Source organism: Achromobacter sp. D7-1, assembly GCF_059760445.1.
This window is the reverse complement of sequence record NZ_JCBAMT010000004.1, coordinates 13,937-40,012: the sequence shown is the minus strand read 5'-3', so window position 1 is coordinate 40,012 and position 26,076 is coordinate 13,937. Positions and strand designations below refer to the sequence as shown.

General features: G+C 66.9%; 10 protein-coding genes. 3 read left to right on the top strand and 7 right to left on the bottom strand.

The genetic code is table 11. The annotated features are described in order from the left end of the window. Positions 1 to 31: 31 nt before the first annotated feature. The 7 genes from AC6LKD_RS03070 to AC6LKD_RS03040 form a co-directional block, all read right to left on the bottom strand. Positions 32 to 469: an acetyltransferase gene (locus AC6LKD_RS03070; protein WP_013394898.1), complete on the bottom strand. Its 438-nt coding sequence runs from the start codon at positions 467 to 469 to the stop codon at positions 32 to 34. Between the two features lie 65 nt (positions 470 to 534). Then, positions 535 to 2,274 (bottom strand): M14 family metallopeptidase, encoded by a 1,740-nt coding sequence (locus AC6LKD_RS03065; RefSeq protein ID WP_498115028.1) that lies wholly within the window; start codon positions 2,272 to 2,274, stop codon positions 535 to 537. Positions 2,275 to 2,308: 34 nt separating this feature from the next. Further along, positions 2,309 to 3,178, bottom strand: coding sequence for an ABC transporter permease (locus tag AC6LKD_RS03060; RefSeq protein ID WP_498115027.1), 870 nt, complete (start codon positions 3,176 to 3,178; stop codon positions 2,309 to 2,311). Positions 3,179 to 3,183: 5 nt separating this feature from the next. Next, positions 3,184 to 4,107, bottom strand: coding sequence for an ABC transporter permease (locus AC6LKD_RS03055; protein WP_013394895.1), 924 nt, complete (start codon positions 4,105 to 4,107; stop codon positions 3,184 to 3,186). Positions 4,108 to 4,321: 214 nt separating this feature from the next. After that, positions 4,322 to 5,854 carry an ABC transporter substrate-binding protein gene (locus tag AC6LKD_RS03050; protein ID WP_492276182.1) on the bottom strand — a complete coding sequence of 511 codons (1,533 nt, stop codon included), beginning with the start codon at positions 5,852 to 5,854 and terminating at the stop codon, positions 4,322 to 4,324. 54 nt (positions 5,855 to 5,908) lie between these two features. Further along, on the bottom strand, positions 5,909 to 7,762 hold the full coding sequence (locus tag AC6LKD_RS03045; protein ID WP_498115026.1) for an ABC transporter ATP-binding protein: 1,854 nt from the start codon (positions 7,760 to 7,762) through the stop codon (positions 5,909 to 5,911). A 9-nt stretch (positions 7,763 to 7,771) separates the two neighbouring features. Then, positions 7,772 to 8,284 carry a winged helix DNA-binding protein gene (locus AC6LKD_RS03040; protein WP_207469372.1) on the bottom strand — a complete coding sequence of 171 codons (513 nt, stop codon included), beginning with the start codon at positions 8,282 to 8,284 and terminating at the stop codon, positions 7,772 to 7,774. 458 nt (positions 8,285 to 8,742) lie between these two features. Here AC6LKD_RS03040 and AC6LKD_RS03035 point away from each other — a divergent pair, with 458 nt between their 5' ends. Genes AC6LKD_RS03035 through AC6LKD_RS03025 form a run of 3 tightly spaced genes read left to right on the top strand, consistent with a single transcriptional unit; the run spans position 8,743 to position 26,018 of the window. After that, positions 8,743 to 10,449: a ShlB/FhaC/HecB family hemolysin secretion/activation protein gene (locus tag AC6LKD_RS03035; protein ID WP_498115025.1), complete on the top strand. Its 1,707-nt coding sequence runs from the start codon at positions 8,743 to 8,745 to the stop codon at positions 10,447 to 10,449. Between the two features lie 55 nt (positions 10,450 to 10,504). Continuing rightward, on the top strand, positions 10,505 to 25,744 hold the full coding sequence (locus AC6LKD_RS03030) for a hemagglutinin repeat-containing protein (protein WP_498115024.1): 15,240 nt from the start codon (positions 10,505 to 10,507) through the stop codon (positions 25,742 to 25,744). Continuing rightward, the gene (locus AC6LKD_RS03025; protein ID WP_498115023.1) at positions 25,734 to 26,018 is read left to right on the top strand and encodes a hypothetical protein; all 285 of its coding nucleotides are present in this window, start codon (positions 25,734 to 25,736) and stop codon (positions 26,016 to 26,018) included. The genes AC6LKD_RS03030 and AC6LKD_RS03025 overlap by 11 nt, the downstream gene beginning before the upstream one ends. The last annotated feature ends 58 nt before the right edge of the window (positions 26,019 to 26,076 follow it).

Genomic DNA, 26,076 nt, shown 5'->3' with positions numbered 1-26,076 from the left:
CCTGTCAGGGGGGACGGGCGCCAACAGGGCCTCAGCCCGCCAGCTTCATGTGGATGATGGGGCGGGGGCGGCCCGAGTCGTCCTGCGCCGAACGGCCCACGTCCTCGAAACCGTAGTGCTTGTAAAAGCCATGGGCCTGGGGGTTCTGCTCGTTCACGTCCACCAGCAGGGTGCCGTGCAGCGAACGCGCGAAATTCAGCAGGCGCCGGCCTGCTCCCTTGCCGCGCTTGTTGGCGTCCACGAACAGCATTTCGACCTTGTTGCCATTCAGGCCCATGAAGCCGGCGACTTCGCCGGCATCGTCCTCACAGACCCAGACCCGTACCGAAGGCAGGTGGGTGTTGAGCACCTGCGGGTACATGGCCTGGATTTCCTTTTCCGTCAGGAACGTGTGGGTGGCGCGTACCGAACGGAGCCAGATGTCCACCAGGGCCAGGTCATCGCCGTGGTTGCGTTCTCGGATATTCATTTTTCTAATGGTTTTACAGGTCGGGTGCCGGCGTGGTCCTTGGCCTGCGCCGGGCTTTTTTGCCGCTAGAGCCCTGCGCGGTAGAGCTCGGTCGCCGCCAGGACGGTTTCCATTTGCACAGTATGCGCGAAAACGAATCGGTCGCCGTAGACGGTTTCATCCGGAAACTCCGAAATCAGCGCCATGGGCAGGTCTTCGCGGTCGCTTTCGCTGATCTGCACCGGGATGCCGTTCAGCACATCGAATCCGGTTTCGAGCGCGTGCGCCTGGAATAGTTCAAGCTGTCGGGCATTGAACTCGACCAGGCCGGGGACGTTGCGGGCCAGCCTGGCGGTCACGCCTTCGATCAGGCGGCGGGCGCGATCGCCCCAGCCCGGATGATGGCGCAGCACCAGGAAGAAGCCCTTGGGGATGGTCCACAGCTCGAAGTGGCGCGGCAGATAGCCGGACAGCGGCCGGGTCCATTCATGGGCGGGATAGCCGTGCAGATTGATGTGCAACTGCGCGCCGCTGATGGCGTGCGCCTGGTGGCGGCCTTCGCGTTCGAAGAAGGGCGCGCGTTCGCGATAGGCGATGTCATCGCCCAGCGCGCTGTAGCGCGAGGCATGCAGCATATGGCGCGGGTGGTGCTCGCGCAGGCGGTTGAAGAGCGCGTAGCCATCCGGGTTTTCGGCGGCGATCAGGGCGAAATGGGCATCGCCGCGCGCGGCCAGCGTTTGCGCCGCGCGCAGGGCGCCGACCACGCCGGAGGTTTCGTTGGCGTGCTGCGCGCCCGAGATGAAGACGGCGGGACCGGGGCCGCGCAGATAGGTGCCCAGCACCGGGCGGCCCTGGCGCGAGACGGCCTGGAAGGCGTCGCCGCCGAACGCGGCCATGCAGCCGGCGATCTGCCCGGCGGACAGCGGTTCGCGGACCTGGGCCAGCGGCGCATCGAGCGCGGCGGGAGCGACGGGCGTCAAAGCCCCGAAATGTTCCAGCGAGATCTGCACGCGCGCCGCGCCATCGTGGCGGCGGATGTCGGGAATGATCTGCCCGGGTTGCAGCCCGCGGTCGCCGGACGGGCGGCCGGAATGCTTCTGGAAGTGTTCCAGCAGCGAGAAATAGATGTCTTCGTGCAGCGCCTCGAAGGTGCTGACGATTTCCTCGTCCACCGGCAGGGCGAAGTCGATGCCCGGAAGGTCCACGCGGATTTCCAGGCGTTCGAAATAGGGCTCGTGCGCACCCCAGGCATGGTTGCGCACCGTGTCTACGATGGCGCGGAATGCCTGCTGGTACTCGGTGGCCTGGGCGGCATCGGTCTGCAGCGCGCCCTCGGCGTCGCGCACCCGCAGCCAACCGGTGGGCGAGAGCTCCGGCGCGCCGTCCTGGGCGTAGCCGATCTGGTTGGGCGCATAGACGCGCGTATCGATCTTGCGGCCGTCAACGTAGCTCAGGCTGACGTCGTAATGCAGGTCGTCCGCGCCGGGCTGCATGGCGACGTCCACGCCGTCCAGCAGCGCGATGAGCGGATAGGCTTCCAGCGTGAAGCGCTTGGCCTGGGCTTGTTCGTGCAGCGGATAGCGCACCACGACGGACGCCAGCCCTGCGCGCTCGACCTCTTCCAGGAAGTAGTGCAGCAGCGGCTTGTAGGCGCTGCGAAAGCGCGCCGTGACGCCGGCCTGGGCCAGGCGTTCCTGCGCCGCGCGGCGCGCCTCCACGCCTTCGAACAGCCAGCCTTCCACGACCGCGCCGCGCCAGGCCGGCGCCATGTAGGCGTGGGTCCAGGCATCCAGCGTGCGGTCGAATGTTTTTTCCAGCAAAGACATACTCGATATTCCTTTCAGGCGGACCGGGGCGGCTTCAGACCTTGCCGGTCGGGTCCAGGCGGTCGCGCAGCCAGTCGCCCAGCAGGTTCAGGCCCAGTACCGTCAGCATGATGGCCAGGCCCGGGAAGACGCTGACCCACCAGGCCGTCTGCATATACGTGCGGCCGTCGGCAAGCATACCGCCCCAGCTCGGGATCATGGGATCCACGCCCAGGCCCAGGAAGGTCAGGCTGCTTTCCAGCAGGATGTTGTTGGCGACGTTCAAGGTCATCAGGATGACCAGCGGGCCCAGCAGGTTGGGCACGATGTGGTGGCGGATCATGGCCAGGTCGCGCACGCCGAAGGCGCGGGCGGCCAGCACGAACTCGCGCTCGCGCAGGGCCAGGACCTGGGCGCGCACCAGGCGCGCGTATTGCACCCACTGCGACACGATCATGAAGAAGATGACGTTGAACAGGCCGCCGCCCAGGATGGCGATGAAAGTGATGGCCACCAGGATGAACGGCAGCGCCAGCTGAACGTCGGCAAAGCGCATCACGATCATGTCCCAGAAGCCGCGGTAATAGCCGGCGATCAGGCCCATGACGATGCCCAGTAGCGCGCCGCCGACGACCGAGACGAAGCCCACCGTCAGCGAGATCTTGCCGCCGACGATGACGCGCGCCAGCACGTCGCGGCCCAGCGGGTCGGTGCCGAAGGGATGGGCCGCCGAAGCGAAGGGCGCGGTCAGGCGGGCGGCCAGGTCCATGGCTTCGCCGCCATCGGGGAACAGCCAGCCGGAAGTCAGTACCAGCAGGATCATGGCGCCGGTCAGCACGACGCCCAGCACGAATTCCAGCGAGCGGTAGCGGCTGCGGGGCTTGGCCGCCTTGGAGGCGGCGGCGGTGGGGGTAGTAGTCTGCATAAGGCTCAGCGCGTGCGGATGCGGGGGTCGACGATGCCGTAAGCGATGTCGACGATCAGGTTGACCAGGACGATGACGGTGGCCAGCACGGTGACCGTGCCTTGCAACACCGGGTAGTCGCGGCCGGAGATGGCATCGAACGCCAGCGTGCCCAGGCCCGGCCAGTTGAAGACCATTTCAATCACCACGATGCCGCCGATCAAGCCGCCGAACTGCAAGCCCAGGTAGGTGATGAGCGGAATCGCGCAGTTGCGCAGCGCGTGCTTGTACAGCACCACGCGTTCCTTCAGACCCTTGCTGCGCGCCACCATGATGTATTGCGCCGACAGCGTTTCCAGCATGGTGGTGCGCACCAGGCGGATATTGGTGGCGCTGAGGATGATGGCCATCGTCAGCGACGGCAGCACCAGGCTGGCGGGACCGCTCCAGCCGGACGGCGGCAACAGCGGGAAGGTGATCGACAGCAGCAGCACCAGCATCAGCGCCAGCCAGAAGTTGGGGAAGGACAACCCCACCAGCGACAGGATGCGGATCGCCTGGTCGGTGGCCTTGCCGCGCTTGATCGCGGCCTGGATGCCCAGCGGCAACGAGATCAGAATGGACGCCAGCAGCGAAGTGAACGCCAGCATCAGCGTGGCGGGCAGGGCGTCGCCAATCAGCTTGGCGACCGACGTGCCGCCCATGAAGCTGCGGCCGAAATCGCCATGCAGCAGTCCCTGCATATAAGACAGGTATTGCTCGTGGAAGGGGCGGTTCAAGCCCAGCGCCTGGCGGATATTGGCCAGGTCCTGCTCGGTGACGCTGCCCGAACCCTGGCTGAGCATCAGCGCAGGATCGCCGGTGAGGCGCACGGCATAGGAGACGAGCAGTGTCACGGCCACGATCACGAAGACGGCCTGCAACACGCGTTTGATGAGAAATCCGGTCATAAATCACCACCCCGGCTTGCGCCGGGACGGGTCGGTGGGGTTAATGCGTCAAGGCAGCGCCAAAAGTACTCGTCGGCAGCTACTTTTTCAGTTGTTCATGGCGCCATCGCACCACTTTCAACCGGTCTTGCCCCAGCGGGATGCCACGGATCCGGGCTCTGCCGGTCCGTAGGCATGCCCCCCAGGGGGGGAAGCGCGCAGCGCTTCGGGGGGGCTACTCTACAGCGGCGTTCAGGAAGCGGAAGCGGATGTCGCCCGGGACCTCCAGGTCCTTCACGCGTTTGTTCACCCCGACTATCGTGTTCAGGCTGTACAGCGGCAGTTCCAGCGCCTGGTCGGCCACGTAGCCGGCGATCTCCTGCAGCATGGCTTCGCGCTTCTTCACGTCGTAGACCGTGCGCTGCGCTTCCAGCATGCCGTTGAGCTTGGCGTCGTTGTCGTACGGGTTCCACTTCTGGCCCGTGTGGTACATCAGGTAGGCCGTGTTGTCGTAGTCGTAGGTCCAGCCGCCCCACTGGTTCTGCCACATCTCGCCGGTCTTGCCGCCGGGGATGATGTCGTTGAGCAGCACGCCGGTTTCATACGGCTTGATGGTGGCGCGCACACCCACGCCTTGCAGGTAGCCCGACACGGCCTGGGCCACTTCGCGGAAGTTCGAATCGCTGCCGCGCACGTCGATCTGCACGGTGGCGCCCGGCTTCACGCCGGCGGCGGCCAGCAGCTTCTTGGCTTCGGCGGGGTTGAAGGGCAGGGGCTTTTGCTCGGGGTTGTAGCCGAACGACTGCGGGCCCTGGAAGCTGGCGATGGTCTTGGCCTGGCCCAGCAGCAGCTGCTTGACGATGGCGTCGCGGTCCACCGCCATGATCAGCGCGCGGCGCACGTCGCGGTTCTGCGTGATGCCGTTCTTGGTGTTGTAGCGCAGGGCAAAGGCAACCGGGCCGCCCGTGGAGATGACGTCGGCGTTGCCGGACTTCTTCACGGTTTCGATCAGGCCCAGCGGGATCAAGGTGGCGATGTCGATGCGGCCAGCCTGCAGTTCGGCCACCTGGGTGCCGGGCTCGCCGATGAAGCGGTAAACCACCTTGTCCAGCTTGGGCTTGCCGCCCCAGTAGTCGTCGTTGCGCGCCAGCGTCACGTTGACCTTGGGCTGGTAGCTTTCAAACTTGAACGGGCCGGTGCCGACTGGGTTGATGTTGAAGTTGTCCTCGCCCTTTTCCTTGATGTACTTGGGCGGAACGATCATGGCGCCGTAGCCGGCCAGCTTGGTCAGCAGGACGGGATCGGGCTGCTTCAGGATGAAGTCCACGGTGTATTCGTCCACCACCTTGATCTCGCCGATCGAGTCGTAGTTGGCTTTTTGCGGACCCTTGGCGCCTTCCGCGCCCAACAGGCGCTCGAAGGTGAACTTCACGGCCTCGGCGTTGAAGGGTTCGCCGTTGTGGAACTTGACGCCTTCGCGCAGCTTGAAGCGCAGGCGCTTGTTGTCGTCCAGGTATTCCCAGCTGGTGGCCAGGCCGGGCTGCAGCTTCAGGTCGGCGCCGCGCATGGTCAGGCCGTCATACAGGTTGCTGCCCACCGAACCCCAGAAGGTCACGAAGGTGTCGATCGGATCCCAGCTGCCCGGGTCCTGGTTGATGGCGACATTGAGCGTGCCGGCGGCATGCGCGGTCGAGAAGACGGCGGGCAGCGCGCCGCCCAGCGCCAAAGCCAGGGCGGTGGCGGTGTAGGTTTTGCGTAGGGAGAGCATGTTCAACTCCAGGGACGGGAAGTCGGGTCGGCCGACGTGGAAAGAGGATGCGGCTCAAGCCGCGCGGGCCACCTGGTGGCCGGGCGCGAATTCAACCAGGGGAATGATGGCGGGCTCGTCGCCGACGCGCCGTACCGGGCTGGGGATCTCGCCTTCGATCAGCGAGGTGTCGATGTGGCGGCCGGGCTCGGCCACGGGTACGGCGGCCAGCAGCTTCTGCGTGTACGCGTGCTGCGGCGATTCGAAAATCTGGCGGCGGGTGCCCAGCTCGACGATCTGGCCCAGATACAGGACCGCAACGCGGTGGCTGACCTTTTCCACCACTGCCATGTCGTGCGTGATGAACAGATAGGACAGGCCGCGGTCCTTCTGCAGGTCCATCAGCAGGTTCAGGATCTGCGCCTGGATCGACACGTCCAGCGCCGACACGGATTCGTCGGCGATGATCAGCTTGGGATTGCTGGCCAGCGCGCGCGCGATACACACGCGCTGGCGCTGGCCGCCCGAGAATTCATGCGGATAGCGCTTGGCGTGTTCCGGCTTCAGGCCGACCTGTTCCAGCAGTTCGCCGATGCGGCGGGCGATGGCGTCCTCGCCGCTCAGCAGGCCGTGCGTGCGGATCGGCTCGGCGATGCTGAAGGCCACCGTCTTGCGCGGATCCAGCGAAGCGTAGGGATCCTGGAAGATGTATTGGATCTCCTGGCGCAGGCGCTGGCGGCCGGCGCTGTCCAACGAGAAAATGTCCTGGCCGTTGTAGCGCACGGCGCCCGAGGTCGGCGCCACCAGCTGCTGCAAGGTCTTGCCGATGGTGGACTTGCCGCTGCCGGATTCGCCCACCAGCGCCAGCGTTTCACCGGGGTAGACGTCGAAGCTCACTTCTTCCACGGCGTGCACGCGATGCGTGACGCGGCCGAAGAAATTGTGGCCCACGTCGAAGCGGGTGGTCAGCTTTTCCACGCGCAGCACCGGTTCGTCGTAGCGCGCCGTGTCCTGTTCGCGGGTTTCGCCGACTTCGCGCAGTGTGTCGCCTTCCAGCACGGTCTGCGGCGTGCGCAGCGGCAGGTCGCGGCCCGTCAGGCTGCCCAGGCGCGGCACCGCCGCCAGCAGCGCGCGGGTGTAGGGATGCTTGGGTGCGTTGAATATTTCGTCCACCGTGCCTTGCTCGACCTTCTTGCCGCGCAGCATCACCACCACGTCGTCGGCCATTTCCGCCACCACGCCCATGTCGTGCGTGATGAAGATCACGGCGGTGCCCAGATCGCGCTGCAGTTCGCGGATGGTGTTCAGGATCTGCGCCTGGATGGTGACGTCCAGCGCCGTGGTCGGCTCGTCGGCGATCAGCAGGCGCGGCTGGCACGACAGCGCCATCGCGATCATCACGCGCTGACGCATGCCGCCCGATAGCTGGTGCGGATAGCGGTCCAGCATCTGCTCGGCGTCGGGCAGGCGCACCTTTTCCAGCAGCTTGCATGCGGACTGGCGCGCGGCCGAGCGCGACAGCTGCTGGTGCAGCATGATGGCCTCGACGATCTGGTCGCCGATGGTGAAGACCGGGTTCAGCGAGGTCATCGGCTCCTGGAAGATCATCGCGATGTCGTTGCCGCGGATGGCGCGCATGTCTTCGTCGGAGGCCGCGGTCAGGTCGATTTCGCGGTCGGCGCTGTCGCGGAACAGGATCTGGCCCGTGGCGATGCGGCCGCTGGTGTAGTCGGTCAGGCGCATGATGGCCATGGACGTGACCGACTTGCCCGAGCCCGATTCGCCGACGATGGCCAGCGTCCGGCCGGGGCGCACCTCGAAATCCAGGTTGTCGACGGCGCGGAACACGCCGTTTTCGGTATTGAAGTCGACCGACACGCCGCGCACGGACAACAGCGGGGCGGAAGTGGATGCAGTAATGCTAGACAACGTGGATTCTCACAGCGAGGTGGCGGCGCGGGCAGCCTGGTCGTACAGGCCCGAAAGGGCGCGCAGGGTGTTGGCCAGCTGATGGCTGGCTTCGTCCGCGGCGGGGGAGTCGATGAAGGGTTTGACGAGGCACTGCTCGCGCACTTCGGCGTAGCGCTGGATCGCCGCGGCGCCAGCGTCGGTCGCCGTGTAGATCACTTCCTTGCCGGTCTTGGCACCTTGCACCACGCCCAGGCGCTCCAGCTTCTTGAGCGAATAGTTCACCAGGTGGGTGTCTTCGACATTGAGCGTGAAGCAGATGTCCGCCAGTTTCTTGCCGCGGCCGCGATGGAATACGTGGTTCAGCACCAGGATGTCCAGCGAGGTCAGCTCGGGCAGTCCTGCACAGGCCATGCAGCGCACCATCCAGCGGTTGAACGCATGCGAGGCGATGATCAGGCCGAATTCGACTTCGGAAAGCTCGGGAGCTGAAGAGGCCAGGTGGGAGGAGGAAACAATGGCGTCCCGGACGGATACAGGCATGGGCTGGCAGGGAAAGGGGACGGATCGGCGATAAAACGTTGGCGAATTATTGACGATTTGTGGATGTGGCCGTATCCGGGATAACCCGTGTGCAACCGGTATGAACAAGGCGGGCCGCAGGCTTTCGGACGCCCCTTATTTATCCGCTCCAGATGCTCGAATAAAAAAGGCCGGGACCAAAAAGCAGCAGCTGGCGGCGCGGCCGAGCTGTTAGCGTTTTGTTTCATATCAGATCACGCTTGGCGCAATCGTGATAGTTCCGCACCCCGGAACTATGGCATTCATGCCTCAATTACTCAGTCTTTATCTCCTAATTTCATTTAAATGCTTTGATAGTGGCCTGTATACAATCAGATATTTATTGTTATTAATTGTGCGTTAAGGCAAACTTGGCAAACATTTGGTTTCATACATAGACAACAAGGAGCGCCGCGCACGTCCGCAGGCGCCGTACCGGCATGAATCACTACTGGCGCCTGCGCATGGCCGCGGGCATGTTGGCGGCTGGCTTTTTTCCCGCCGGTTCCGGCGCTCAGTCGCTGCCCGAGGCAGCCCTGCGCGCCACCGAGATCGAACGCCGCCAAGAGCAGGAATTGGGGGCGCAGCGCGCCCGCGCGGCCGAACGGCCAGACGTGTTGTCGCCCGCCGGGCCGGCTGCCGGCGGCTTGGTCCTGCCGGTCGAAACGCCTTGCTTCGCCCTGAAGGAAGTCGTCTGGGACGGAGCGCAGCCTGCCGAATCGCTGACGCGCGCAGCCGATGCCGTGATTGGCCATTGCGTGGGCGGCCTGGGACTGCGGGCCTTGCAGGAACATCTGATCGGCCTGTTGATCGATCGCGGACTCGTCACCGCGCGGGTGGTCGTGCCGGAACAATCGCTGGCTGCGGGCACGCTGACGCTGCGCTACCTGCCGGGCCGCATCTCCGCCGTCAAGGGCGAGGGCGCCATCGGCTGGTGGCGCACGGCCTTGCCCACCGGGCAGGGCGGCGAAGTGAACCAGCGCGACCTGGACCAGGCGCTGGAGAACATCCGCAGGCTGGGCAGCCAGGCCGACGCGGCCATCGACGTTGCGCCCGGACCGGAGCTGGGTGATTCCGACATCCTTATCCGTCCCGGCACCGGCAAGCGCTGGCATGGATACATCGGCGGCGACAACGCCGGCATGGACGCTATCGGCAAGTACCAGGTCAACGCCGGCCTGACCCTGGACTCGCCCTTGTTTCTGTACGACCAGTTGTCGGTGTCATGGAACAGCAATACGCGCTGGCGCGACGCGGAGTCGAACACGCGCGCGGCTTCCCTGAACTACAGCGTCCCCTTCGGCTACTGGACCTTCTTTGCCGGGGCCAGCAAATCGACCTACCGGCAGACCGTGGCCGGCTTCGATGAACCCATCATCTACGGCGGCACCACCAAGCAGGTGCAGGCGGGCGTCTCGGTGGTGCCGTATCGCGGCGCCACTTACAAGGGCACCTCATCGCTGACCCTGCTGCGCAAGCGCACCACCAGCACGCTCAACGATGTGGACATCGAAGTGCAGCGGCGCGACGTCACGGGTTACGAGTTCAACCTGGGGCATCGCCACTACCTGGGGCGCGCCGCGTTGGACATCGGCGGGGGCGTGCGCGGCACGCTCGCAGGACTGTCCGACCGGCCCGGCTACGTCTATGGCGATCCGGACTGGAACGGGCGCAGCACCATCGTTTCGGCCAACGCCGGCCTGCATCTGCCGTTCGAGTTGGCGGAGCAGCCCTGGGCCTACCAATTGAACTGGCAGATCCAGCACGCCAAGACGCCCATCGTGCCGTCCGACTACTTCACCATCGGCAACCGCTATGCGGTGCGCGGCTTTGACGGGCAGATGACGCTGGCCGCCGAGGACGGCTGGACCTTGCGCAACGACTTGTCGCTGGGCCTGGACAAGCTGCTGCGCGTGCCTGGCCACCAGTTGTACACGGGTCTGGACGTGGGCCGGGTGGGCGGTCCGTCGGCGGCGTCGCTGTCCGGCCGCACGCTGGTCGGCGCCGTGGCCGGGCTGCGCGGACGGATCGCCATGCCCTATGTCAATGCCAGCTATGACCTGTCTGCCGGCTGGCCGCTGAAAAAGCCTGAATCCCTGAAAACCGCCTCGACCGTGTTCGCGGCGGTGCTGATGTTCGAGTTCTGACCCGGCGGCCGCGTGCCGCCTGACCGCCGTCCATTCTTAGTCCACCCGGATACGCATGATGTCCAAGCTTCGCTCCCTGATCGTCTGGTCCGTCGTCTTTACCCAGGTCTGGTCGCCAGTGCTGGCGCAGACCTTGCCGATCTCGGTGGACAAGAGCGTGGCGGGCGCGAAGCCTTCCGTTGGCGTCAGCAACGGCGTGCCGGTCATCAACATCGCGCCGCCTTCGGCCGGCGGCGTGTCCAACAACCGCTACACGCAATTCAACGTCGGCCCGTCCGGCGCGGTGCTCAACAACAGCGGCGGCGCCAGCCAGACCCAGTTGGCGGGGCAGGTGGGCGGCAATCCCATGTTGGGCAATCAGCGCGCCAGCACCATTCTCAACCAGGTCACCGCGCCCAATCCTTCGCAACTGCTGGGCACCTTGGAAGTGGCCGGCAACCGGGCCAATGTGATCGTCGCCAACCCGGCAGGCATCACCTGCAACGGCTGCGGTTTTCTGAATGCGGACCGCGCCACCCTGACCACGGGCAAACCGCAGGTCGGGCCTGACGGCAGCATCGGTTTCGATATCGCTTCCGGCAAGATCCGCGTCGACGGCGCCGGCCTGAACGGCGCCAATCTCAGCCAGGTCGATCTCTTGGCGCGCACACTGGAGATCAATGCCGACGTCTGGGCCGACAAGCTCAACGTGACCGCGGGCGCGGCGCGCGTCGATTACGCCTCCGGAGCCGTTTCGGCGCAGGCGGGGGAAGGTGCGGCGCCCGAAGTGGCGCTGGATACCGCGGCGCTGGGTGGCATGTACGCCAACAGCGTGCGCCTGATCGGCACCGAGGCTGGCGTGGGCGTGAACATCGGCGGCAACCTGGTGGCCCTGACCGGCGATCTGCAAGTCACGGCGGCGGGCGACGTCCGCATCGCGCCGCGCGGCACGGCGCAGGCAGCCGGCAATCTGCGCGTGGACAGCGGCCGCGATCTGGCCGTGCAAGGCGCGGCGCAGGCCGGCGGCAGCGCGGCGCTTGTGGCTGCGCGCGACGTTTCCGTACAGGGCGCGGTCGGCGCCGGTGGCGCCTTGACGCTCGATGCTGGCGGCGATGTGGCTGTCGGCGCGCAGGGCAGCCTGCGCACGCAAGGCGCCTTGCGCGTGGCTGCGGGCAAGGACCTTTCCCTGTCGGGAGGCCTGCTGACTTCGGACCAGGACCTGCGCGCGCAAGCGGGGCGCAACCTGAAGGTGGCAGGACAGGCTGTCGTGCCGCAACCGGGGCAAGGCGGCGGCACGGGCGCGGGGACCGGCACCGGCACGGGAACCGGCAATGGCACGGAGTCGGGCTCGGGAACTGGCACGGGTTCCGGCTCGGGCACCGGCACTGGCGCGGAGCCCGGCAAGACGCCTGAACCGGCTGCGCCGGGCGAACAAAGCGGCGGCGTCTCCACGGCGGGCGGCGTGGTGTCGGCGAAGGAAGGCGTCACGCTGCAGGCGGGGCGCGACATGCTGCTGTCGCGCCAGGTGTACGCGTCTGGCGCGCTGCAGGCGCAGGCCGGCGCGGACGCGGTGTCGGAGGCCGGCGCGCAACTGCAATCCGGACGAGGCATGGCGATACGCGCGGGCGAGGGCGTCACGCTGGCTGGCGCGGCCTTGACCGATGGCGCGATGCTGATCGAGTCCACGCGCGACCTGCGCCTGGACGGTAGCGCGCTGGCCTACGGCGGCGCGCTGGATCTGAAGAGCGGCGGCGATCTGCGCATGGGCGCGGCCAGTAAGGCGCAGGGCAAGCGCGTCGGGCTGGAAGCAGCGCGCGATCTGCGGGCCGATGGCGAAGTGGTGTCGGAGAACGCGGCCGGATTGAAGGCCGGACGCGAGGCCGCGGTGGGCGCGCGAGTGCTGACGCGCGGCGACCTGGATCTGAGCGCGCAAGGCGCGACGGCCGTCACCGGGCAACTGGAAGCCCTGGGGCGCGCGCGGCTGCAGTCCGGCGCAGGCATTGCGCTCACGGGCAGTCTCAGCGGCAATCAGGGCGTGGACCTGCGCGCGGCGGGTCCGCTCGCCATCAGCGGCGCGGTGGGCGCGGCGGCAGGCGAACTGAACCTGGCGTCTGGCGAAGACCTCTCCGTCAGCGGCAGCGCGCAGGCCGGCGGGCCGGTGGCGCTGCGGACGCAGGGCGCGCTGAACGTAGCGGGCACGGTGTCCTCGCTGGCTGGACTGACGGCCCAGGCGGCGGGTGACGCCACGGTAAACGGCAAGCTGCTGGCCGGCGGTCCGCTGCTGCTGGTAGCGATAGGCCAGGTGGCGGCGGGCGCGGATTCGCGCCTGCAGTCGGACGGCGCCATGCAGCTGCGCGCGGGCCAGAGCCTGTCCGTGGCAGGCATGGCGGAAACCAATGCTGGTCTGACGCTGGGCGCGGGCCGCGATTTGCGCGTGGATGGCGCGGCATTGGCCTATGGCGGCCAACTGTCGATGAACGCCGGCAACGATCTGCGTTTGACCCACGCCAGCCGCGCACAGGGCGAGGGCGTGTCGGCGCGCGCGGGCGGCGATCTGCAAGCGGACGGCGCAATCGCTGCGCGCGGCGACGTCGCGCTGATGGCGGGGCGCGATGCGCAGCTTGGCGGCAAGACGGTCGCCACCCGCGACGTGACGCTGGATAGCGGACGCAATCTGGCTATCGCGCAGGGCGCGTTGCTGGAGGCGGAACGCGCGGCGCAGATCAAGGCGGGACAAGACGCGGCGCTGGCCGGCGCGGTGCGCACCAATCAGGGCATAGGCGTCGAAGCCGGGGGCAAGCTGCGGCTTGACGGAGAAACGTCTTCTGTCGCTGGCGCAATCGATCTGCTCGCGGGCGGAGACCTGTCGGTGGGCGCGCAGGGCAAGGCATACGCGGGCGGCGCGCTGAGCGGCGCAAGCGGCGGCGCCTTGCGGGTGGCCGGCGAACTGACGGGCCAAGGCGGCCTGAGCCTGGTATCGGCAGGCGGCGCGACAGTGGATGGCCGGCTGTTGTCCGGCGATGTCTTGTCGCTGCGCGCAGGCACGGACCTGGGCACGGGATCCGCGGCGCAACTGCAATCCTCCAAGGGCATGACGTTGAGCGCGGGCCAGGATGCCCAGCTCGCGGGCATCGCCTTGAGCGACGGGGGCATATCGATAGACGCCACGCGCGGGCTGCGTCTGGACGGCAGCGCGCTGGCTTACGGCGGTAGCTTGTCGATGAGCGCCGGTCGTGATCTGTGGCTGGGCGATATCAGCAAGACCCAGGGCAAGGGCATTAGCGCCCTCGCAGGACGGGATCTCGGCGTGGGCGGCGAGATGGTGGCGCTGGGCTCCGTGGCGCTGACCGCGGGCCGCGATGCAGCTATCGGCGCCAAGCTCAGCGCCGACGGCGGCCTGACGCTGCGCGCTCAAGACACGGCCAAGGTCACGGGCCAGTTGGAAGCGACGGGCAGCGCGAGCCTGCAAGCCGGCGGCGACGTGGCGCTGTCGGGCAGCGTGCTCAGCAACCAAGGCACGGAACTGCGGGCGGGAGGCGCGCTGGATGTCAGCGGCACGGCCGGCGCGGCACAGGGCGCATTGAGCCTGGCCTCGGATGGCGACATGACCGTGGGCGGCAACGCGCAATCCGGCGGTCCCTTGTCCATGGTCGCCAAGGGCGCGCTGAACGTGGCAGGCACGGTGTCCTCGCTGGCCGGGCTGACGGCCCAGGCCGCGGGCGATGCCACGGTCAACGGCAAGCTGCTGGCCGGCGGCCCGCTGCTGCTGGAAACGATAGGCCAGCTGGTTGCGGGCGCAGATGCGCGCCTGCAATCGGAAGACGCCATGCAGTTGCGCGCTGGCCAGGACTTGATCCTGGCGGGTCAGGCGGAAGCCAACAAGAGCTTGACGCTGAATGCCGCGCGCGACCTGCGCGTGGGCGGCGCGGCATTGGCCTACGGCGGCCAACTGGCCATGGACGCGGGCAAGGATCTGCGCCTGGATCACGCCAGCCGCACGCAGGGCGAGGGCCTGACCGCGCGTGCCGGCGGCGATCTGCTGGCGGACGGCGCCATGGCGTCGCGCGGCGATATCGCCTTGATTGCGGGCGGCGATGCCAGCCTGGGCGGCAAGACCGTGGCCGCGGGCGACCTGAAGCTCGATAGCGGGCGCAATCTGACCCTTGCCCAAAGCGCTCAACTGGACGCGGAAGGCAAGGCGCAACTCAAGGCGGGGCAGGATGCGACGCTGGCGGGCGCACTGCGCAGCAACCAGGGCAACCGCATCGAAGCGGCGGGCGCCTTGCGCCTGGACGGCGCGACCTCGGCAGCATCGGGCGGAATCGACCTGCTGGCCGGAGGCGACCTGACAATAGGCGCCAGCGGCAAGGCGTTGGCAGGCGGCACGCTGCGCGGCGAGAGCGGCGGCGAATTGTCGGTGGCTGGCGAGCTGGCCAGCCAGGGCGCATTGACCCTGGTGTCGGCAGGCGGCGCAACGGTGGACGGCAAGCTGCTGTCCGGCGACGCCTTGTCGTTGCAGGCAGGCAAGGACCTGCGCGCGGGATCCGCGGCGCAACTGCAATCGTCCAAAAACATGACGTTGAGCGCAGGCCGGGACACCAGCCTCGCGGGCGCGGCCTTGAGCGACGGCGGCATCGCGATCGACGCGGCGCGCGATCTGCGCGTGGACGGCAGCGCGCTCGCCTATGGCGGCGAGCTATCCATGAATGCCGGCAGCGACCTGCTGCTGGGCAATGCCAGCAAGACCCAAGGCAAGGGTGTCACGGCGCAAGCGGCGCGTGACCTCATCGCCGGCGGTGAAATGGTGGCGGCGGGATCGGCCACCCTGACGGCAGGCCGCGACGCGGTGTTCGGCGCCAAGCTGGGCGCCGACGGCGACCTGACGCTGCGCGCGCAAGAGACGGCGAAAGTCACGGGCCAGCTGCAAGCGACGGGCGCTGCCAGCCTGCAAGCCGGCGGCGATGTGGCGCTGTCGGGCAGCCTGCTCAGCAACCAGGGTACGGAACTGCGGGCGGGAGGCGCGCTGGATGTCAGCGGCACGGCCGGCGCGGCACAGGGTGCGCTGACACTGGCCTCGGACGGTGACATGACCGTGGGCGGCAATGCGCAAGCAGGCGGCCCCTTGTCCATGATCACGCAGGGCGCGTTGAACGTGGCGGGCACGGCGTCCTCGCTGGCCGGGTTGACGGCGCAAGCGGGAACCGACGCCACCGTTACGGGCAAGCTGCTGGCCGGCGGCCCGCTGCTGCTGGAGGCGATAGGACAACTGCTGGCCGGCGCGGATGCACGCCTGCAATCGGAAGGCGCCATGGCCTTGCGCGCGGGGCAGGACCTAGTCCTGGCCGGAGAGGCAGAAACCAACAAGGGCCTGACGCTGGATGCCGGGCGCGATATGCGGGTGGATGGCGCGGCGCTGGCTTACGGCGGCCAATTGGCCATGAACGCGGGCAACGATCTGCGCCTGGCCGACGCCAGCCGCACGCAGGGCGCAGGCGTGTCGGGGAGCGCCAAGGGCGATGTGCAAGCGGGCGGCGCGATGGCCGCGCGTGGCGACATCGTGTTGAACGCGGGACGCGACGCGCGCATCGACAGCAAGGCCGCGGCCACTGGCAACATCTCGCTGATTGCCGCGCGCGACCTTGCCATGGGCAAGACGGCGCAATGGGACGCCGAAGGTTCGTCGCGGGCCCAGGCCGGTAACGACATGACGCTGGCCGGCGCCTGGCGCGGCAACGGCGATATGAGCATGGATGCCACCGGCAAGCTGTCCGTGGACGGCACGCTTGCCGCCAGCGCCGGCGGCCTGAGCTTGAACGCCGGCGGCGATCTGTCGATGAGCGGGCTGGCGCGGGTCGCGGCCAAGGGCGCGGTCAACGTCACGACGCTAGGCGATCTCCGCGTGGCGGGCGCGCTCAGTTCCCTGGACGCCTTGACCCTTCAGGCCGCGCGCAACGCGGCCGTGGCGGGACAGGTCTACGCCGCGCGCGGCCTGGACCTGAAGGCGGGCCAGGCGCTGACGGCGGCTAGCGGTTCGCATGTGCAATCCGACGCATCGATGACGCTTCAGGCCGGGCGGGATCTGAACCTCGCCGGCACGGCGCTGGCCGAAGGCGGCATGTCGCTGGACGCCGTGCGCGACCTGCGTGTGGAGGGCAACGCGCTCGCCTATGGCGGCGCGCTGCGGCTCAAGAGCGGCAACGACCTGTTGCTTGGGGCGGGTAGCCAGCTGCAGGGCAAGGGCGCGCAGGCCGACGCCGGCCGCGATCTGGCGCTGGGCGGCGTTCTGGTGTCCACCGCGGGCGCGGAACTACAGGCTGTGCGCGATGCGCGCGCGGACGGCAAGCTGGGCGCCGACGGCGCGCTGGACTTCAGCGCCGGGGGCAATCTGCGCATCGGGGCGGCGGCGCAGCTGGACGCCTCGGAGCAGGCGCGGATCGCGGCCGCGGGCAATCTGGAGATGGCCGGGGTCGTGCGCGGCGACAAGGGCGCCAGCCTGAACGCCGGGGGCCGCCTGGATCTGTCCGGCACGGCAGCATCCGCCAACGGCACCCTGGACCTGATCGCAGGCGAAGACCTGGCCCTGTCGGCCGGCAGCCGCGCCTTGTCCGGCGGCGCGCTGCAAGCGCGCGCGGGCGGTTCGCTGACGGCGGCCGGCACGATTTCCTCGCTGGCCGATCTGATCCTGGACGCGGTTGCCGATATCCGCCTCGAAGGCCAGAACCTCGCGGCCGGCAAGCTGGCGCTTCAGGCCGGCGGCGCGCTGGCCACCAGCGCGGACGCACGTCTGCAGGCCGATGGCTCGGTCGATGTGCAGGTCGATAGCGCCACGCTGGCAGGCACGCTGGTGGCGGGCCAATCCGCGACCCTGCGGATCGACAAGGATCTGACGGTGGACGGCACGGTCCTGGCCGATGCGGGCGCGCTCACCGTGAATAGCGGCGGCGCCATGACGTTGGGCGGCGCAAGCGCGCTGCAGGCAGGCGGACTGCTGGCGGCGCAGGCCGGTGGCAAGCTGCTGGCCAACGGCACGATTTCGGGCGAGCAGGACATCACGCTGAAGGCCGGCACGGACGCCGAACTGAACGGCAAGACCGTCGCCAACGGCACCCTGCGCGCGGACGCGGCCGGGGATCTCACCATCGGCCAGGCGGGTTTGGCCCAGGGCAGCAGCAAGCTGCTGCTGGGCGCGGGCCAGGACCTGCGCATCGCCGGCACGGCCGGCAACGCCACGGGCGCAGGCGCCGCGGGCGGCACGTTGCAGGCGCAGGCTGGGCGTGACCTGTTCATCACGGGCACGGCGACCGCTGGCTCGCCCATCGTCCTGGGCGCGCAGCGCGATATCCGCATCGACGGCATCGCCACGGCGCTGGAAGGCGGCCTGACGGCCGACGCGGGCGCGAACCTGCTGGTCGGCGCAGGCGGCAGGATGCAGGCCTCCGACGGGCTCAGCGCGCGCGCAGGCGCCAACCTGGGGTCCGACGGCGTCATTGCCTCGGGCGGCGGCCTGACGCTCGCCGCAAGTGGAGACGTCCTGCTGGGCGGCCTTGCCGCTGCCTTGGGCGAACGCGCGGCGGGCAATGCCTCGATCACGGCCGGACGCGATCTCATCGTCAAGCAGAACGGCCAGCTGCAAGCCGCAGGCACGCTGACTGCCCGCGCCGACCGCGACCTGTATGCCACGGGCGCGCTGAGTTCGGTGGGCGACATGCTGCTGGCCGCCGCGCGCGACGCGCGGGTGGACGGCACTGCCGCGACCGACGCCAACCTGACGCTGACGGGCCGCAACGTAGCGGTGGGCGCGGCGGGCCTGGCGCAGGCCGGCCGTACTCTGACTGCGACCGCCCAAGAGGCGTTGCAGGCGGCCGGACGCATGCTGGCCGGCGGTTCGCAAACGCTGACCGCGGGCGACAAGATCACGGTCGACGGCACCGTCGCCGCCTTGCAAGGCGACCTGTCCTTGACCGCGCAGCGCGGCGACATCGCGCTGGGCGCGGCTTCGCGCCTGCAGGCCGGGGGCGGGCTGACCGCGTTGGCGGGCGGCGCGCTCACCGCGTTCGGCTCGGCCGCCGCGGAGCAAGGCATGACGCTGCGGGCAGGCACGGACGCAACGCTGGGCGGCGTCGCCGCCACGCAGGCAGGCGCGCTGATCGCCAGCGCCGGCGGCAAGCTCACCATCACGGCGGACGGCCGCTTGCAGTCCGGCGCGGGATTGGACCTGAGCGCCGGCGGCGCGCTGCTCAACGCGGGCGTCGCGTCCGCGGGCACGCAGGCCAAGCTGTGGGCCGGATCGACGCTGGACAACACTGGATCGGTGTTGGCCGGCGGCGACCTCATCGCAACCGCCTTGGGACAACTCTCCAACGCCGGCCGTTTCGTGGCGGGCGTGGGCGCCGACGGCGCGCTCAGCCAGCCGGGCAGCATCACGCTGACGGGAGGCTCCATTGTCCACGGCGGCACCAGCCTGGCCGGCAAGGACCTGAGCTTGTCCGGGGGCAGCTTGAATCTGGCGGGCGGCAAGCTGTCCGCCATCGGCAAGGTCACGCTGGCCACGCCAGGCGACGTCGACAGCCGCAACGCGGTGGTGCAGGGCGGCGCCCTGGCTATCACCGCCGCCAATCTTCATAACCAGGGCGGCAAGCTGACTTCGACCGGCGATGCGACCATCAAGCTGGGCGGCACGCTGAACAACACCGGCGGCGTGATCGCCGCGGCCGGCGATGCGCGCATCGAAGCCGTAAGCGTCGTCAACCGCGACGGCACGCTGGCCGCCCGCGACCTCACCATTGCCGCTACCGGCGCGGTGGACAACCGCGGTGGCCTGATCCAGGCCGACAATCTGCTGACCTTGAACGCAGCCAGCCTGGACAACAGCGGCACGCTGACCGCGGCCGGCGCCCCGCCCAAGGGCGTGCTGGGCAAGATCGTCTCCATCGTGGCGGACCGCGTCAACAACCAGGGCGGCTCCATCGAGGCGATCGAGAACCTGACCCTGGGCGCCAAGGAACTGGACAACACAGGCGGCACCGTCGCGTCCCAGGGCAACGCGCGCATCGTCGCCGACACGCTCAAGAACACGCAGGGCACGCTGCAAGCCGGCAAGAGCCTGACCGTCATCGCGCAGGTATTGCAGGGGCTGGGCGTGCTGCAATCCGCGGGCGACCTGTCGTTCGCGTATGCCGGCTCCCTCAACCAGGAAGGCGACATCTCCAGCGCTCGCGACCTCAATCTATCGTTGGGCGGCGCGCTGGACAACCGCGCCAAGATCAGCGCCGGCCGCGACCTGAGCATCTCGGCGGACTCGCTGAACAACCAGGCCTCCGGCCAATTGCTGGCCGTCGGCCAGAACCGCATCACGGTGACGCAGGGCCTGACCAACGCCGGCCTCATCGACGGCGGTTCGACCCGCATCACCGCGGGCCGCGTCGACAACACCGGCCGCATCTACGGCGATGCCGTGTCGATCCAGGCAGGCACGCTGGTCAACGGCGCGGGCGCGGGCGGCGGCGCCGTCATCGCGTCGCGCGCCAGCATGGACCTGGGCGTGGGATCGCTCATCAACCGCGATCATGCGCTGGTCTATGCCGGCGCGGACCTGCGCATCGGCGGCGCGCTGGACGCTGCGGGCAAAGCCATCGGCCAGGCCGGTTCGTTGCTGAACGCCTCCGCCACGATCGAAGCGGCGGGCAATGCGGACATCTCGGCCGCGTCCATCCGCAACCAGAATGACCGCTACACCAACGAAACGGTGCAGGTGTCGAGCACGTCCAAGGTGTACTTCACCCCGGCGGGTACCACCGACATGTACGACGCCGAGACCAATTGGCTGTGCGACGAAGTGACGCCTATGTGCAGCAAGGATCCGGCCTGGCTGAACGATGATCCGGAACGCATGTTCCTGCTGCCGTCCACCCAGTATCCGGCGTCGCGCTATGGACCGCCGTTCGACTACACGCCGAGCAAGAAGGGCAGGGGCGGCGAGACTTCGCCCATTACGCCGACCTATACCCCTCCCGACGTCGGGTGCAGCGGCGGCGATGCGGCCGACCTTTGCTGGGACCGGCCGGAGAAATTCCTTTACGGTTCCGGAGAGCGCATCTGGTCTGTCTTCGGTGTCACGCCTCCGGCCGACCCCATGCCGGTCTGGGTTCCGCCGCTGTATGACAACTGCGCGATTATTGATGGCTGCGCAGCCGAGAAAGCGCGCCGCAAGGCTTACGAAGAAGCCTACGCCGCCTACAAGGCGCCGCACATGGAGTTGGAAGCGCGCATCCGGGCATTCAACGCCGACTTCAACAACCGCCTGGTCGGCACGTTCACCTATTACCAGGTGCAGGAGACCGTTACCGAGACCCGCACCCTGTCCTCCGACCCCGGCAAGATCCTGTCGGGCGGGTCCATGACGCTCACCGGCGCCGTCACCAACGACAAGAGCCAGATCGCCGCGGGCGGTGCGCTCACGGTGGCCGGTCCTGCCATCAACAACATCGGCGCGGGCGGTGAACGTACCGTCACGCGCACGGGGACCATGACGGTCACCCAGGCGCGTTCGCGCGACCGCAAGGAGTATTCCGAGGCTTACAACGCCACCCTCGCGGGCCAGCCCATCGAATTGCCGGTCGGCACTTCCGGCGGCAACGTCGCCGTCCAGCTCAACGGCTCCCGACCCGGCGCCAGCAATGGCGGCGCCGCGCCTGGACCAGTGCTGGTCGCCAGCGTCGGCCTGCCCGGCGGCACGGTGGTGCGCACTGTCTCCAATCCTGCCGGCATTCCAGACAGCCAGCTCTACACCGTCAACGGCAGGCCGGATGCGCCTTACGTCGTCGCCACCGATCCGCGTTTCGTCGGCCAGCGTCCGACCGTCTCCAGCGACTACCTGCTGGACCTGCTGAGCCAGCCCGGCGCGCTGCCCGGCACCACCATCGGCAACGGTGCCGGTTCGGGCGGCGGCCTGGCGGGCCAACGCAACGACCAGCCCGGCACGGCCGGCACGGTCAATGCCGGCGTCGGCACCGGTTCGATCTCGACCCCGGGCCAAGGCGGTGCGTCCGTTGGCGCCAGCAGCGGCCTTGAAGGCCAGCGTATGAACGGCCAAGGCGGCTCCGGACCCATCAATGCCGGCGTCGGCGCGGGTTCGGTCTCGAACGCGGGCCAGGCCGGCGCCACCGTCGGCGCCAATAGCGGCCTGGACGGCCAGCGCCTGGACGCGCAAGGCGCATCCGGCCCCGCCGGCGCCACGCTCGGCGCGGGCGGCTCGCTCTCTGCCAGCGGCGCCACCGCCGCGGCCGACGGCCAGAACCTGTCCGGCGCGCGCCTGGGCAGCTGGGATTCGCTGGTGCCCGCGGGCGCCAAATTCCAGACACCCTCGGGCCAACCCAAGCGCCTGGGCGACGGTTTCTATGAACAGAAGCTTGTGTCCGACCAGATCCTGGCCACCACCGGCCAGCGCTTCCTCAACAAGTACAGCGACAACGACAGCCAGTACAAGGCCCTGCTCGCCGCCGGTGCGCAGTTCGCCCGCGACAACGGCATCCAGCTCGGCGTCGCGCTGACCGACGCGCAGCAGCGCCAACTCACCACCGACCTGGTCTGGCTGGTCGAGCAGACCGTCACGCTGCCCGACGGCACCACCGAGACCGTGCTGGTTCCGCAGGTCTACCTGCTGGTGCGCGAAGGCGACCTGAAGGGCGACGGCACCCTCATGGCCGGCCGCGACGTCAAGCTGCAGGCCGAAGGCGACATCGTCAACAGCGGCACCATCGGCGCGCGCGAAGCCACCGTCATGACCGCCGGCAACATCGTCAACCAGGGCGGCGGCCTGATCCAGGGCTCCACCGTCGACCTCGCCGCGCGCGAGGACCTGACCAATCTGGTGTCGCTGATCAAGGGCGACAACGTCGCCCTGAAGGCGGGACGAGACATCGCCCTGACGTCCACCGCCGCCTCCGAGAACTTCGGCAGCACCTGGGGCACGCACGTCAGCGGCGTGGCCCGCGTCGACGCAGGCAACCTCAACATGCAGGCTGGCCGCGACATCACGCTGACCGCGGCGCAAGTCTCGGTCAAGGATGACGCGCGTCTGCAGGCCGGGCGTGACATCGCCTTGGAAACGCTTACGGAGAGCCACGGCGAATCGCTGGTCTTGAAGAAGAACAACCGCCACGACCTGAGCACCAGCTCCGAAGTCGGCTCGACCATCGCGGCGGGCGGCAATCTCACGTTGGTCGCGGGCCAGGACGTCAATGCGCGTGCGGCCGAAGTCACTGCTGGCAAGCAGCTGGCGGTGGGCGCGGGACGCGACATCAACCTGGTCGCCGGGGTGGAAACCGGCTCGGCTTATGACGAGGTTCGCTACAAGACCAAGAGCTTCCTGTCGTCCAAGACCACGCACACCATCTCCTCCAGCGACTGGGAACAGGCCAAGGGGTCGACCTTTACCGGCGACACGGCGGTGTTGATGGCTGGGCGGGATTTGAATGTGGTGGGGTCGAATGTCATCGGGGACAACGACGTCACGCTGATGGCGAATCGGGACATCAACATTGCTGCAGCGACCGAGTCGTACAAGGACTACCAGTACGAGAAGGTGACCAAGTCTGGCTTTGGCGGTGGCGGCGGCTTCAGCGTCGGTTATAGCAAGCAGCAACGAACCGACTGGATGAAGGGCGAAAGCGGAGGCTACTCCAGCAGCACTGTCGGCAGCGTGGGTGGCAATCTGACCATCGACGCCGGGCGCGACGTGGGAATCTTCGCCAGCAACGTACTGGCGCAGGACGGAGATATCTCGATCAGCGGCCGCAATGTGGCGATCATCGCTGGCGTCGGTGAAGCCCGTCAGCACGAGTACCACGAGTTCAAGCAATCCGGAATCACGATAGGCGTGGCGGGCGGCGTGCTCGGTGCCGCCCAACAGATACACGGCACGCTCAAACAGGCAGACGATGCCAAGAGCGGCCGCCTGGCCGCGGTCAAAGTGGGCCAGGCCGCCTATCAGGCGGTGCAGGCCAATCGCATGCTGGAGGCTGCAGAAGGAACCAATGCCACGGCAGCGGATAAGGAGAACGCCAGCGCGCAGATCCAGATTAGCGTAGGCGCCAGCAAATCGGTCAGCGAAACGAAGCGCACGCAGGAGTCGGTATTCGGCTCTTCCGTCATGGGAGGCGGCAATGTCTCCATCGTGGCCTTGGGTGAGCGAGGCGTTCCGGGCTCGGGCAATTTGTCCATCATCGGAAGCGATGTCACTGGCAGGAACGTGCTGCTTGGAGCCACGAACGATCTTTCGCTGCTGAGCCAGGCACAGAGTTCCACGGAGACCTCAACCAACAAGAACAGCGGGTGGAAGGTGGGCGTGGGCATTGGCGTATCCGACAGCGGTAGCGGCGGCGGCATCAACATCTTCGCCAGCGGTTACATGGGTAGTGGCAACGCCAAGGGCAACGGCACGACCTATCGCGAGACCCAGGTCAGCGCGCGCGACAACCTGACGCTGGCATCGGGACGCGACACGCTGCTGGAGGGCGCACAGGCTCGTGCCGACAGCATCCGCGCCGATATCGGACGGAATCTGACCATCACCAGCCAGCAGGACACCGACCGTTATGACGCCAAGCAGAAACAGGTCAACGCAGGGGGCAGCTTCAGCTTTGGTTCCATGACCGGTAGCGCCTATGTCGGCGCGAGCATGGGCAAGACCAAGTCGAACTATGACAGCGTCATCGAGCAGTCCGGGCTTTTTGCAGGCGCGGGCGGTTTCGACATCAACGTGGGCAAACACACTCAGCTGGACGGAGCGGTGATCGCCAGCGACGCGGAAGCAGCCAAGAACAGACTTTCGACCGAGACCCTTGGCTTTACCGACTTGAAGAACAAAGCTGAGTACAAGGCCACCACTACCGGTGTGAATCTGGGCATGTCGGGCGCGTTCGATGTTGCCAACAAGGGGGGCGCCAACAAGGCGGGGCCGTCGGGCTTCAGCTTTGGCCAAACCAGCGGAAGCGACTCCGGCACGACCTACGCCGCGATCGATCGAGGCACGATCGAGGTGCGCTCGGACAAGGATAGCGGTCGCGACAGCACGGCCGACCTAAGCCGGGACACCGCAGGTGCGAACGGCAGCATCGGGCAGATCTTCGACAAGGACAAGGTACGCGAGCAGCTGGAGTTCCAACAGGCCTTTGGGCAACTGGGGATGCAGCTTGCCGGGGATCTGACAAAGAAGCTGGAAAAGGACTATCCCGAAATTTGGGGGGAGGGAAAGCTTGGAAAAATCGCTGTGCATTCGATTGTCGCGGCAACTGGCGCGGCTCTTGGCGGTGGGAACATTTCCGGAGCAATTGCAGGTACCGTCGCAGGCGATCTGACTACGGCATCGTTGAAGAATGCAATCGATGAGGCAATGAGCAACCTGCCTGCATCCGTTCGGAAAGATGTCGCCAACGTCGCTCTGAATACATTAGCTGGCCTGGCGGGTGGCTTGGCGGGTGGAGCGAATGGAGCGGGCGCAGCCCTTTCTGCTGACATGTTCAATCGTCAACTTCATCCTGCTGAGAAAGAGCTCGCTAAGAAGCTCGCCTCAGACGCGAAGAATAGTGGGCTTGAAGTAACGACTGAGCAGATTGAAGCGCAGCTACGCAGAATGGAAGTAACCTTCATAAACGGTGAAACCTATGTGGGAGTGCCGGCGGTAGTAGTGGGTGAGCAAAATATGCAAGACAGAGGAACAAATTTCTCTGTGATAGGACACACCGAGGATGGTCGGCAGATCTGGATGGAATTCTCTTCACCTGCGGATGCTCAATTGCAGGACCTTATTCTGCGTCATTCCAACGGGGGGGCGGTTCCTACCGGCGTTTCGTACAAAGCAGAGCCGAATTTGGTCAACTACTGGGAGTATTTCGGTTTACCAAAGTCGGGGGGGGCGGACAAATCTCCATTGACTCAATATTGCGTGACAGCAGAGTGTGCGGCGGGTTTGCCCAGAAACATGTCTGCAGCGGATTACCTGGATAGGCGCAATCAGAATGCAGATGTTCTCGCATACCTTGGTAAGGCAAATGGTCGTTTTGGTGCAATAGCTGGGACTATAGGAAGTGTGCCGACAAACCCATATGCACCGGGGGCTCTCGTCGCGGCAAGAGGTTCCGAGGTGGCTGGTTGGTTAATTGGTGGTCTCGAGCAGGCAATTAGGCCGAATCCTCAATCCTATGCGCTAGGTGCCGGAGTGGACCTGGGAGCCAAACAGTTGACGAGCAAGTTTCCAAATGGCGCGATGTTGTTTAACGAGATTGGTGAATATATAAAGAGTAAATATGGAAACTAACTTCTTGAGAAGAATAAAACGTCATTTAATTCTGGATGGTTCTATTAAGTCTATTTATCAATATTTTTTGACTGTTTCCGGAATCGCATTGATATTTTTCGATATAAAAATTTGGGAGACTGGCTGGATTTTCTATGTTGGTCTGATTTTGGCAGGAATTGGAGGTCTATCAGGTAGAGCGATAGCGTTAAAAATAAAGCCATTTGAGGATCCTCCTTATCCCAAGGGGTGGCTCGATAAGAAAGGTGAGAGGCAGTCGTCAGATAAGAACTAGTGCAGGAGTTGTTTGGTGTATGTGGAGAAATAAAGTGGTGGGCTGATTCCGTTGGACG